Genomic DNA, 11,482 nt, shown 5'->3' on the forward strand with positions numbered 1-11,482 from the left:
AACAGAGAAAAAAGACTCAACATAGCTTTTTACCCATTGAAACACTTGCTCTTTTAGTTATTTTTACATTTTGAATCTACGAAAATGAATTCCCTTATAAAAACTCTAACAGAGAATGTTCCCTCCAAATTTCACCTAGGGAATTATTTGTTTTCCAAAAAACCTGCCAACATCTTTATCAACTCATTTTAGAATATTTAAACAATAATTCCATATACATTACCTGCATAAATTATTCATTTTCTTTTATATAAGACCTACCTTTTTACTTTTGGTAGATTATTAGACATTGGATTATTATACATAAACCCGAAAAACATGCGGTATTTTGTAGAATTTTGTCTATCAATATGTATGTACACCCTTTTGTAGTGGATATAGACTGTGAGGTGTAAGGAGATACCTTACAAAATAATAAAAAGGAGATTATAGAATGAGTAGATTAACAAAATTCTCAAAGTTAGTATTTTCAACTTTAATCGCGGGAAGTAGTCTAAGCACCTTTGTTTCGTCACACAATGTACAAGCTGACACCTTAGATCCTAATTACCAAGACAATGTAAAATTCATACCACCTTCTAGTGCTAGACCAACATTGGAACAAAAAAACACTATTGTTCCAGAAGCAAAAGTTGTTAAAAACCATTATGTAAAGTACTCTAAAGCACATTTCCAAACTAAAGAAAGTATACCAAAAGAGATTTATTATTCTTCAGAAGGCTTTAAGGGCTATATACAGGCAAGTACCGTTTGGGATATGGGAGATCATTTCGCAACACTATATTCCGGAACCGTTATTCGATGTTAGACTTTTAATCCATTCTCCCCTAATGCTTCAAATGATTAATAGCTCACTGCCAATACTGTAATATCTATTGTTCATAAAATAAACCACAAAATCTTTCGATTTCATGGTTTATCAAATATAAAGATAATGCTAAACGAATACTCTAACATTACCTTCCCCAAAGTTAATTATAGAGTATTTTCAAAAAAAAGACACTCTTGTAGTGTCTTTTTTATAGTATTTTAAAAAGAATTCCACCTACTAACACCTTTTTGCTGCGCCTATTTGTTTATTTCAATATGATACTTTTCCATCTCGTATATGCAATAGACAATGATAGCTAAACTCCAACTGACACTATAATAATTATGTGTGTAGAAGTCATATCCCGCTTTAATACCTTTCTCTATTACAACTAATGTAAATCCTAAAGCCACCCATCTGTTAATTTTCATCTTTATAAACGTTAAAGAGATAATTATTAAAAATAAAATATTTGTAAGATGATTTATCATTAGCTCATATTTTTGAATGTATACTGCCATTATACAAGCAACGATATTAGTCGCAATGCCAAAGGCAATCACCGCTCCCCAAACCCTGTCCGAAAGTCCCACTCCTGAGTCAGTCCCTTCCTAAACAAATATCCCTTTCTTTAATTCGTTCCTACACCCTATTCAAGATATGCTAAATTATCCTTGTCTGATGAATATCTATTTATCTTTTCATATAGAGCAAACAAAATTTCTACTCATAATTTTTTCTTTATTAGACAAACTATGTCTAAGCCGTTTGAACTAGCGGCTTCACTCTTCTGGTAATGGGATAGCACAATTTATTGAATTGACTAACTCATTCAACCCACTGGCACCGGCAGGCAACAAAATAGTTGTCTGCCATTTTCATGTATACTTTTTCTAATTTCATTTCAAACCAAGTGTGTGCTGTACTGATTTCAAAAGGACAGAATTTCATTTTTTAAAATGTAAAAAAGATAAGGTCCTGTCTACTTTTGGTATAGGACTTTTTCTTTTCACACATACTATTTTTGAACCTGTTTACCAATACGTGTCCTAATGGTGTCTTGAATTCCTCCTAAAAAGGGCTGCAGATACGACTGCATGCCCTTTTATTTACGTTGCTTCTCTATATTGAATAAAATAATTAAAAACTAAAAATGTAATATTACATATTTTTTCTGTTCAGATTATGTTAGGATTTACTTCGTAGTCGAATTATAGTTTCGTATCTAATTCAGCAATATGTGAACTGTTTACTTAAAGAAAAGACACCCAAAAGGTGTCTTTTCTTCTTTTAATCTAAAAAACATTTTTTCTTTTCAGTAAGATCCAATTATCCCTCTAACCTAAACCTCATAATTAAAGGCAATTTAATCATGGTACTCAAGAGTTTTCATCCATTTCAATATACCTATAGCTTAATTTAAAATCACATTTCCAGCACTATATTTGCTTTCCTACAGATTTTCTGTCTTGTTCTTAATTCTGTCAAAATCCTCATGTAGCTATACAAAGAATATATGCTACTATGATATTAAGAAACTATGCGTTCCCTTAACCCTGTATCCGGCCCTGTATTTATTACAGGGTCTTTGTTTATTTTATTTACTTTTATTGGCTTATAAGGGTTAATACACAACCAATTTCAATTAAAATTGTTTAAATGTTAGTTAGAATTTGAAATAATATATCTATTAACTTTTTTAACAAATGTAATCTAATATTAAATTTCTAAATCTATACTGTACTATACACCAGTTAACACTATATAAATAGTATTAACTATCTTAATTGAATATTAGTAATAGTAAGTATAAATATTATCAATTTACTACATCTTACATTTATGTGAAAATAAATACATGTTAAGCTTTTTCAAAATCTTTCCCCTAATAAAGATTTGAAGTAGCATTTCATGATTCTCCTTACTGTTAATATGCCTTGAAAAAGAACCCTATAGGGTTCTTTTTCTTCTCATTATAACCTCAGTAAGTCCATGCAAAAAGGACTGCTAATTATTAGAACATTGCTTCATTTTCAAAGAAACAAAAAAAGGAATCCTTTACGGATTCCTTTTTGCAATGCACTCTTTTTCAAATGGTACATTTTGTACCTACTTTTAGTATAACTTATAATCCCTATAAGATAAATAAGATTAAATTGAATTTACTTCATTTATTTTCATAAAAGTATATAAATCTATAAATTAATACTACTAGGTTCACTTCCAAAAGGTTTGTATTTTTTCAATAAAAAGAATACATTATACTTCTTTATAATTTTACACTTTAGGTTTATCTGTTAATGCAGTAACAATCCTGTCCACTAAGTCTTCTGGCATCCATTCATGATTTGTATCATTCGTTTCATTTGGCCCTAAAGAATCAATAAACTTTTTAAACTTTGGAAATAAAACAATAGAAGTGATCCAATGTATCGTATGATTTATGGAGAAGAAATGAAAAACTCCTTGCTTTTCACCCTCCTGTAATATTTCTTTTAACTGTTCAAAATTACCTATGAAATACGGTTTAATCTTTTCTAATCGTGCACTTTCCTTAATAATCTCCTCATATGCCAATGATCCAATTTCAGGGTTCTCTTTTATATGTGTAGTAAAAACCGTTAAATAGTCTCTAAGGGCATTGATAGGATTAAATTGATTCTTCTCAAGAAAATTGGGTAGCTCATTAGCAAGACCATATTTCTTAAACACCTCATAATATAGGTTTTCTTTCCCGTTAAAATAGTAAGAGGCCATAGCAACATTCACTTTCGCTTCTTTTGCAATTTCTTGTATGCTCGTACCTTCGTAGCCACGCTCTCCAAATTTTTTCTTAGCAGCCTTTAAAATATTTTCCATCGTCTGCTCTCGAGATTTCCCCATTTCACACACCTCAAATAGTATATATTTCACTTCAAAAGCCCCATAAGGACTTTGAATAGAGTATCTTTTTAATGAAATTTAATTATATATTTAAAGTGGTAACTTAACAACCGATGAAGTTCTGATTACTTTAAACAATATCCCCTTGCGTAATATCAATAGCTTTCAAATACTTTACGCTCTTTTCTAATCGAGTGAAAGTCTGGACAAAAAACATCTAATATTATCTTAACTTCGTGTGCAAACAAAAAAATAATAAGGACCAAAGTTTATCTATTTTATAGATAAACTTTGGTCCTTTCATTACATTATACAGATTTAAAATAAACTCGTATATTGATGAGATAATTATCCATCAATCGGCCATCATTTACTGACTAGATCTGTTTAATCTCGATATAAGGTCCTTTAATGTTTAATTTGTTAATATCATTAGAGATATTGCCTACAGTTGATTTTTCATTAAAAGTATAGACCTTTTCACCATTTACAAAGATACCCCAATCTTTATCTTCGTAACTGATACCATAACCAGCATTGCTAGATGTAGCTTTAAGTTGATTTCCATTCATTGAAAGAGATAATTTCCCTTTTCCTTTGTTAAGTTTATCATTCACGCTGTTGATACTATTCATTTGTTCTTCAAGGGCTTTTTGGTTATCAAGAGTAACTTGATGGTTTTTCCAGTCTAATTTATAGTGGTTCGTAAAGAATTCATTATATGTATCTTTATTATTTGTTCCCCACCATTTTGAACTTACCCATTCGATATTGTACTGATCTGAAATTCTACGATTTGTTATTTTTAAATCTGATGTAGTTTCTGTTTTATCAGCAGTAATAACCGCTACTACGTTTGGAGAAAAACCATATCCTGTTAAAGCTGGTACTGTATCTTTTGAAACAAAATTATTCGTTCCTTCATTATAACTACGTGATTTCATAAATAGTTGATTACCATAGAAAGTATTGAATGAATTACGATTATAAATTCCCCACTCTGGGAAGTTAAATGATTGGAATCCTACTTTCTATTAATCATTGAAATCTAAGTTTTAAAAAACAAATAAAATGCTTATATATCAACGGTTTGTATGTTTTCAAAAATCATGAATAAACTCTAAATTTTATTCATTCGTTACCAAAATGTGACCATAAAAAGCAAAAGAGCACAGCGTGTATATAAAGTGCGTCAACACTCTATATACCGTCCACCTGAGCTGACCAGGTAAACACTTGCTATCCTCTCATGAGTATTGTACCTCATATTAGGTTTATTAAGCAACGTTTACCCAATAAATAGGTGACGTTGCTTTTTTGTTTCCAAAAAGGAGACAAACCGTTATGAAAAAACGTATTGATGTATTGGCTCAACCAGAGTCCTATCATAATTTATCAACATTTTCAACTGTAGAGGAATTAAATAAAGCCATTAGAGTATACAGAGATGTAATTAAAACGTCTATTAAGCGTACCGATGTACAATCTAAAATAATTATATTACTTGAAATTTTAAAACGTCACAGCTGCAAATACACAGGTGTTAGCTTCCTATGTAAAAATAGAATAGCTGAGATAATGGGCGTATCATATAAAACTGTACAACGTTTAATGACGAAACTTGTGACTTTAAGAATGATTAAGCAAATAGCTATGAAGCGCAAAAAAGATATGCGTCAAACTTCTAATGCAATTATTATCCAACCAATCATAAATGAAGTGTCCCACAAGCATCCTGCTGAAACGACTAAGAAGTGTCCTACCGTTAAAACAACTACTAAAATCTTAAAACAAAAGAGTAAAGGTATAAATAAACGTAATGGTAATGACAAGAATGCTGTACCTAAAGAAAACATTAAATGTGCTGAATTTGTAGCCCATTGGGTTCCGAAGCGTTTCGTTTCCCTAACTTCTGCTTTTTATTCAAGAGCTAAAACAATTCAAGAATTTTGGAAGGTCGTAAAACAATGCAATCGTGTAATAAATCATACAACAGACCAAACGGCGTTTGACAAAGATCAAGAACTACAAATTGGTATACAAGCTATGAAAGAATTTGCGATGAAAGTAAAAGATGGAGTCAAAATGAAAAAGAGTAAGTTTGCGTATTTCAACGGTATCGTGAACAACTTGATGAACAAATATTATTTTGACCTCGAATTTGGTATGTGATAATCCCTTTTACACTTCGGGTACCACATATACCTTTGCATATACACCTTGCTGTACAGCAAATTGTTCTAGCGTCTTTTGCCTATATGGTGTGAGTGTAAAGAAGTGAACAATAGGAACTTTCCCGTTATATTTGTTTTGATAATACAAGGTGAATTCACCATACTTATTCATTTTTTCACTGTTCACATTCATCATTTGTGTACGATCTATTTCGACTGCGTTTAGAATCCCGTCACTATCACGGTACTTTACATCCGGAATAATCGTTCGTTTCGTGTCATGTACTTTATAACGTATAGGGGCTTCTATCTGCCAATCTTCAGGACAAAACAGATACAACCACGCTTCGTTTCTCATGAGACTATGCGCTAATCGGATTGTAGGTACAACCTTTTCCGTATCATCGAATAGCGCACGTCCTTGTTTATTGAGGTAGTATACATGCTCTTTTTTATAAACGGTACTGTTTACATATGGACTTAAATCTTTTAGAATCCGATTTGCATTCCTTATTCCTCCCATATCGTGAATGGCCATTAAATGTCTTCTGGTGGCGAATTTCAACTTTCTAATCGAGGTCAAAATCATCATCTGACGATTCATTTTGATATGTGTCTGCATATGCATCCTTTTTCACCTCGTATTGTTTTAATACCTCCCACATCTGTTCATTTGAGATATAAGGGACTTGAATTTCAGTTAATCGATCCGTTTTAAAAAGCGCGCGCCCTGGTATGCTTTCAATCGATTCAAGACCATTTTCATCAATGACAACTTGAGAAGCTATTTGAGTTGGTAACCGAAATCCTAATTTTGCATCACTGTTTTGTTTCACTTGACGTGGTAAAGTGTCGCTCGTAGGGTATTGCGTACAAAATATCAATCTGAATCCTAGTGCTCCACCAATTCGTGCTATATGAGAAAGCATCTGTTGACAAGCTCCTAATAATTTTTGTTTTTCTTTGCTCATGCTCTTATCTGGACAAAGTTCTGCACCTTCATCCACGATGATAAAATAGCGTTCTCTTATATTTGTTTCTACCACGTTAGTATAATGATATTCTTTCATAAAAAGCATTTTCTCTTCCATCTTTTTCAATACCAGGTTCAATATCTGAAAAGCTTCGATTGGCTTTTCTGCAATCGACTCAATCTGTTTTACACTTTTGTATGGCCCGAACTCTAATCCTCCTTTTAAATCAATAATAAACAAGTGCGTATATTCTGCTTGTGCAGTAATAAGAGATGTCATCACATTCTTTAGAAATACAGTCTTTCCCATACGTGTTAAACCACCTAATGTCATATGTGGTGTTTTATCAAAATCGTGATAAATCAATTGTTCTAAACTTTGCCCGATTGGCACAAGCCATTTTCCAACTTTCATTAAATTTTTCGACCATTCCCACTTCTTCGGTATTTCTTGATCGAATACACGAATGTTCAATCTATAATTGTCATACTGAATTCGAACAGGTTTATTTAACCCTTCACTTACAACATCTTCAACCTTTCGAATAATTTTACTTGGCATACCAACAGGCAACTCATACACGTATGTTGTACTTCTATCATCATGAGTTCGTTTCTTAAATTTTGGATAATGAATCTTATCATCTTTTTTGATTGCAATTCCTGACACTTCAAAAAACACTTGTATCTTCTTTTTATCATCTATTTTCCTTTTAAACCGATCACTTACGAATGCAAAAGTTAAAGCTGTCATCGGGACCCATAGTAATTCCAACATAAACATTTCTCCTTTAGATATCCTATAAGGATATCATTGCACTTTATTGGAAGGGAACAGGACTAGCATTTTTGCTTGTGAGGTCTATTGTCCCTCTCTTCCACATCGTATTCCTTCATAGAAACATAACGAGAACATAACGTAGAAGATATAAGAACGAGCCCGTAAGCGTTGTATACATAGTCATACGCGGAAGCCAATGTGGAACACTCTTCCCCATTTTTCCAGCTACACTCATCGCAACTACAGACAAGCCTGTTGCCGTCCAAATAATAACGACTTCTCCTGCAAGTGTCATAGCCATTCCTCCTCGGTCAATTCATCTTTCTCACGAAATTTAATCCCCGATTTGGTAGCTACAATCTGATACCGCTCTATTAAATCTTGCCAATTCAATATATCTTCCTCTTCTCCATATAAATCTTCTTCAATTACTTGTGATAAGCTGAAATATCCTTTGTACTCTTTGTTATCAAATACTTCATGGTTCCTCATATGAGTAAGAATTGATTCCGTTTCTTTTCTGGATCTAGATTCGTTATACATGTGACGTAGTTCTTTTGATGAGTATAAATAAGGCGTTGCATTGAGGTAACTATACTGAGAACGCATGTAACCCTCTCCTCTCTTGATATCTACAATGCCATACGGAAGTAATATAGGTATATGAACCAGAAGGAGGATTATTGCCTGTACACCTGAAATTTATTTTTTAAGAGGACAAAAATGATTTCACTAGAATATACATACTAGGAGGTGGAATAATGCTTCAAAGTAATTTAAAACATATTGTAGATAAAAAAGGCTTTCGATATGGATTTATAGCGAAGAAAGTAGGTATAGCAAACTCAACAATGACTAATTTGCTGCAAGGCGGAACACCGACACTTTTAGTAGCAATTAGAATAGCTAAGGTTCTTGATATGCGTGTTGAAGATATTTGGATTGAAAAAAATAAGGAGGATACATAATAAAATTTAAGCTTCGTGTTATTTTATTTTTAGCAACTATTTTTTTTAGCAATCATTACCTTTTTCGCACTGAATACTAGAGATGATAATAAAATATCTAAAGATGAATTTAAAAACATCCATCAAGGAATGTCTATCCAGGAAGTTCGAAAAATTATTGGCGGTGATGGAGAAGAAAATAAATTAATTGATACTATTACTGAAATTACATATAAATCAATTGACGGTATAACCAACGGAGAGGTTAAATTTTCATTTAAAGATGATAAATTATTTTCTATTGGAGATTTTGCCTACGCTTCATCTGAAAGTAAAACTTATCAATCTGATCAAAATCAAAACTCAAATAATTCCAATGAAAGTCTTTCCACAACAACACTTCCTACAAATAATAATTTAGAAAAAAGATTAAGAATATTGTAAAATCGAGCATTGGTTCAAAATCATTAACAAATTTAGAAATCAACAAAAATATGGGGACAGCAACTGAAGATGATAAAATTGCTATACTTACTATCCACGCAAGTGATAACCTTACAGATAATATGTTTAAGCAAGGAATTTGGATGGACACACAAAAAATCTTAAAAGGTATAGCCAATGAAAAAGAAATAAGTGAGATTGCTTTCTTTTGGCAATTTGAAACAGTTGATCCATACGGTACTAAGAAAGTTGATAATGTGATGAAAATAATTTTTAATCGCGAAACAACTGATAAAATTAACTTTAGTAATTTTATCTTTGAAAATATCCCTAAAACAGCGACCACTTATTGGGAGCACCCATCTTAAAAAAAAGAATAAATTCTAGGTGAAACGCAAAAAAATCCGCCTCCAAAAGGAAACAGACTTTTCACTATACATAGGTAGATTAAAGAACGTATTTAAAATATAAATTACATTCATTTTACAGTCAAGACCCTGTTCTATCTTTCCTTATTATTGCATATATTATTTATACATCTAGAAAATCACCACGTGAGAGGCACCTTCAACTGAGGGAAGGTGCCTTTTTGTTTTTACAGAATATTACGCACTTTAGAAGCATATAATAAACTACTCCTGGCATGATGCCGCTTTATATACAGAAAAAGCAATCCGGCCTCACCACCCCGGATTGCTTTTTCTATTTTTGAAGTCATATAACATGATTCTGCTGCATATATATAAAGTGGTTCAAGAGAAACCACAAAAGAACATTCCTCCCATCCAACCAGGAATATTCTTTTTTGTATACTTACGTCTTATTGTACATAGAATGAATTGTCATTAGATTTTTCTCCTTTTTACAGAAGTGCGCCCTGGTCAGGTGCACTTCTTATTACTTCATATACAAATAGCTTTGTATCCGTACAATCAACTATCCCTCAAACCTCACATACTCCCCAGAAACCCATTGATTTCCACCAACGTTGTACCAGCCATTTTGAATGCCCCAAGATTGATAGCGTTCCCCTCGGTACACATTCTTTACAATATCATAATTCGTTCCTGGTCCTGTACGAACACGTAAGACATCCGCTGTAATTGTAACAACACCTACACCATTATTAGACGGTTGTGTAGATGGAGCTGTATTACCACCACCGTTATATGCGTTTTGCACCCTTTCAATGAAAGACCCCCAACGCCCTTCTGCTAACATACGATGAGGACAGTACTTTCCGCTCCATGATTGATGCGTACGGACTTTGCTAAGAGGAATATTGTATTGTTTCATTAATTGTGCTACAACGATAGCTGCATTATTTTCTGCTTTATAATATCTATCCCCGCCGCTTAAAGAATAACAGATTTCCACACTAATCGACTTTCTGTTGCCTGAACCATTCCCATCTCCACAAGCCCATGCATTCCGTTCTAAAGGTAATCCTTGTACAGCTTCTTTATCGTCTACCACAATGTGGAATGACACTTCATTATTATTTCGTATCATATAAGCAATTTCATTCTCAGCTGGCGCATCATTATACGTATTGTGAACTGTGATAAATTCTGGATTCATTGTATAAGGGCACTTTGTACCATATTTACTTGAGTCAACTAACTTTTTTCTAATTTCCATTATTGAACATCTCCTTTTTTCTCTTCTTGTTTTTCTTTGCCACCTAAAATTTCAACTGCATTTTTTAAAGCTTGCGGAAGTGGAATGCCCATTCTTCCGGCATTTTCTAAAAGCGAAAGTAACTCATTACCCATAAAGAAAAAAATTGTTGCTTCACGGATTGCACTATTACTTCCTAACGCTGCATCTAATTGCGCTGCTGCCCCAACCAAAAGAAAAAGCACCACCTTTTTGGCGATGCCCTTGAAACCAACTTTACTTTTTAATTCTCCGTTATATCCTGCTGCAATCATGCCAGTTACATAATCAATAACTGCCATTGTCACTAAGATTTTCAATGTTGCATCCCATCCTCCCAAGAAATAACCACAAAACCCACCGAAAGTGGCAATAAAAACTTTTAATAATACATCGATACGATCCACATTCTTTCCTCCTCCTTCTTCAAGATAAAAAAGAGAGACACTTGTCCCTCTTTCACAAATACTTTTATATAAACACCCTAAATCCCACCTTTAAGTATCAAACCCAAAATTGCCATAACTATTGCACTGACAACAATTCGTAAAATCCAAGTGGTATTTAGACTGATTTTTTCTAATTGCTTATTGATGGTAGAAATATCTTTTTCGTTTATCGTTGTACGAGTTTCTAAATTACGAATATCTCGCATGATTTCTTTTTGTTCTGCTTTTAAGCTATCGATTTTTGCATATACATCTTCCAATGCATTCACGTCCTTTTTGAAATCTTAATAAAACAATCTATATATACTATGAGACAACCTTGTTCATAGTGAATGCATGGTAGCCATTTTTATGCCCATGC

The 11,482-nt window shown here is 32.8% G+C and carries 14 protein-coding genes and 1 pseudogene; 5 read left to right on the top strand and 10 right to left on the bottom strand.

Going from position 1 to position 11,482, the window contains the following annotated elements; genetic code table 11:
- Positions 1 to 433: 433 nt before the first annotated feature.
- Complete coding sequence (locus V6946_RS18040; RefSeq protein WP_000088972.1) at positions 434 to 808, top strand: hypothetical protein; 375 nt, start codon at positions 434 to 436, stop codon at positions 806 to 808.
- A 260-nt stretch (positions 809 to 1,068) separates the two neighbouring features.
- On the opposite strand, the gene V6946_RS18045 is transcribed toward V6946_RS18040, so the two are convergent.
- The 3 genes and pseudogenes from V6946_RS18045 to hlyII form a co-directional block, all read right to left on the bottom strand.
- A complete protein-coding gene (locus tag V6946_RS18045; RefSeq protein WP_033692926.1) occupies positions 1,069 to 1,404 on the bottom strand; it encodes a hypothetical protein in 336 nt (111 codons plus the stop codon).
- 1,684 nt (positions 1,405 to 3,088) lie between these two features.
- Entirely contained in the window at positions 3,089 to 3,694 is a 606-nt protein-coding gene (hlyIIR, locus tag V6946_RS18050; RefSeq protein ID WP_006928663.1) for a hemolysin II regulator HlyIIR, read from the bottom strand.
- A 377-nt stretch (positions 3,695 to 4,071) separates the two neighbouring features.
- Positions 4,072 to 4,725 (bottom strand): annotated as a pseudogene (gene hlyII, locus V6946_RS18055) (hemolysin II HlyII); the annotation flags it as partial.
- Positions 4,726 to 5,038: 313 nt separating this feature from the next.
- Between hlyII and V6946_RS18060 the strand changes: the two are divergent.
- On the top strand, positions 5,039 to 5,866 hold the full coding sequence (locus tag V6946_RS18060) for a hypothetical protein (protein ID WP_006928661.1): 828 nt from the start codon (positions 5,039 to 5,041) through the stop codon (positions 5,864 to 5,866).
- 9 nt (positions 5,867 to 5,875) lie between these two features.
- Here the strand turns inward: V6946_RS18060 and V6946_RS18065 are convergent, their stop codons facing one another.
- From V6946_RS18065 to V6946_RS18080, 4 genes are all read right to left on the bottom strand, one after another.
- Positions 5,876 to 6,496, bottom strand: coding sequence for a replication-relaxation family protein (locus V6946_RS18065; RefSeq protein WP_033692925.1), 621 nt, complete (start codon positions 6,494 to 6,496; stop codon positions 5,876 to 5,878).
- Positions 6,438 to 7,619: an FtsK/SpoIIIE domain-containing protein gene (locus tag V6946_RS18070; RefSeq protein WP_006928659.1), complete on the bottom strand. Its 1,182-nt coding sequence runs from the start codon at positions 7,617 to 7,619 to the stop codon at positions 6,438 to 6,440. Before V6946_RS18070 ends, V6946_RS18065 begins: the two co-directional genes overlap by 59 nt.
- Positions 7,620 to 7,734: 115 nt before the next feature.
- On the bottom strand, positions 7,735 to 7,917 hold the full coding sequence (locus V6946_RS18075; RefSeq protein WP_006928642.1) for a hypothetical protein: 183 nt from the start codon (positions 7,915 to 7,917) through the stop codon (positions 7,735 to 7,737).
- Complete coding sequence (locus V6946_RS18080; RefSeq protein WP_065484704.1) at positions 7,914 to 8,231, bottom strand: hypothetical protein; 318 nt, start codon at positions 8,229 to 8,231, stop codon at positions 7,914 to 7,916. Before V6946_RS18080 ends, V6946_RS18075 begins: the two co-directional genes overlap by 4 nt.
- A 152-nt stretch (positions 8,232 to 8,383) precedes the next feature.
- On the opposite strand from V6946_RS18080, the gene V6946_RS18085 reads away from it, so the two are divergent.
- From V6946_RS18085 to V6946_RS18095, 3 genes are all read left to right on the top strand, one after another.
- On the top strand, positions 8,384 to 8,590 hold the full coding sequence (locus V6946_RS18085) for a helix-turn-helix transcriptional regulator (RefSeq protein WP_006919664.1): 207 nt from the start codon (positions 8,384 to 8,386) through the stop codon (positions 8,588 to 8,590).
- Between the two features lie 129 nt (positions 8,591 to 8,719).
- Positions 8,720 to 9,013, top strand: coding sequence for a hypothetical protein (locus tag V6946_RS18090; RefSeq protein ID WP_006919662.1), 294 nt, complete (start codon positions 8,720 to 8,722; stop codon positions 9,011 to 9,013).
- A gap of 50 nt (positions 9,014 to 9,063) precedes the next feature.
- Positions 9,064 to 9,381 (top strand): hypothetical protein, encoded by a 318-nt coding sequence (locus V6946_RS18095; RefSeq protein ID WP_006919661.1) that lies wholly within the window; start codon positions 9,064 to 9,066, stop codon positions 9,379 to 9,381.
- Positions 9,382 to 9,949: 568 nt separating this feature from the next.
- On the opposite strand, the gene V6946_RS18100 is transcribed toward V6946_RS18095, so the two are convergent.
- The 3 genes from V6946_RS18100 to V6946_RS18110 all read right to left on the bottom strand — a co-directional run bounded on the left by V6946_RS18100 (position 9,950) and on the right by V6946_RS18110 (position 11,381).
- Positions 9,950 to 10,654: an N-acetylmuramoyl-L-alanine amidase gene (locus V6946_RS18100; protein ID WP_006919659.1), complete on the bottom strand. Its 705-nt coding sequence runs from the start codon at positions 10,652 to 10,654 to the stop codon at positions 9,950 to 9,952.
- A complete protein-coding gene (locus V6946_RS18105) occupies positions 10,654 to 11,079 on the bottom strand; it encodes a holin family protein (RefSeq protein ID WP_000373903.1) in 426 nt (141 codons plus the stop codon). Before V6946_RS18105 ends, V6946_RS18100 begins: the two co-directional genes overlap by 1 nt.
- Before the next feature lie 77 nt (positions 11,080 to 11,156).
- On the bottom strand, positions 11,157 to 11,381 hold the full coding sequence (locus V6946_RS18110; protein ID WP_006919657.1) for a hemolysin XhlA family protein: 225 nt from the start codon (positions 11,379 to 11,381) through the stop codon (positions 11,157 to 11,159).
- Between the last annotated feature and the right edge of the window lie 101 nt (positions 11,382 to 11,482).

The organism is Bacillus sp. PPSBB_2 (assembly GCF_045291115.1).
GTDB classification, from domain to species: Bacteria; Bacillota; Bacilli; order Bacillales; family Bacillaceae_G; genus Bacillus_A; species Bacillus_A cereus.

Bases quoted from the DNA above. Each gene is read 5' to 3' on its own strand.
- V6946_RS18040 (WP_000088972.1), top strand. From the start codon at position 434: ATGAGTAGATTAACAAAATTCTCAAAGTTAGTATTTTCAACTTTAATC.
- hlyIIR (WP_006928663.1), bottom strand. From the start codon at position 3,694: ATGGGGAAATCTCGAGAGCAGACGATGGAAAATATTTTAAAGGCTGCT.
- V6946_RS18060 (WP_006928661.1), top strand. From the start codon at position 5,039: ATGAAAAAACGTATTGATGTATTGGCTCAACCAGAGTCCTATCATAAT.
- V6946_RS18065 (WP_033692925.1), bottom strand. From the start codon at position 6,496: ATGCATATGCAGACACATATCAAAATGAATCGTCAGATGATGATTTTG.
- V6946_RS18070 (WP_006928659.1), bottom strand. From the start codon at position 7,619: ATGTTGGAATTACTATGGGTCCCGATGACAGCTTTAACTTTTGCATTC.
- V6946_RS18075 (WP_006928642.1), bottom strand. From the start codon at position 7,917: ATGACACTTGCAGGAGAAGTCGTTATTATTTGGACGGCAACAGGCTTG.
- V6946_RS18080 (WP_065484704.1), bottom strand. From the start codon at position 8,231: ATGCGTTCTCAGTATAGTTACCTCAATGCAACGCCTTATTTATACTCA.
- V6946_RS18085 (WP_006919664.1), top strand. From the start codon at position 8,384: ATGCTTCAAAGTAATTTAAAACATATTGTAGATAAAAAAGGCTTTCGA.
- V6946_RS18090 (WP_006919662.1), top strand. From the start codon at position 8,720: ATGTCTATCCAGGAAGTTCGAAAAATTATTGGCGGTGATGGAGAAGAA.
- V6946_RS18095 (WP_006919661.1), top strand. From the start codon at position 9,064: ATGGGGACAGCAACTGAAGATGATAAAATTGCTATACTTACTATCCAC.
- V6946_RS18100 (WP_006919659.1), bottom strand. From the start codon at position 10,654: ATGGAAATTAGAAAAAAGTTAGTTGACTCAAGTAAATATGGTACAAAG.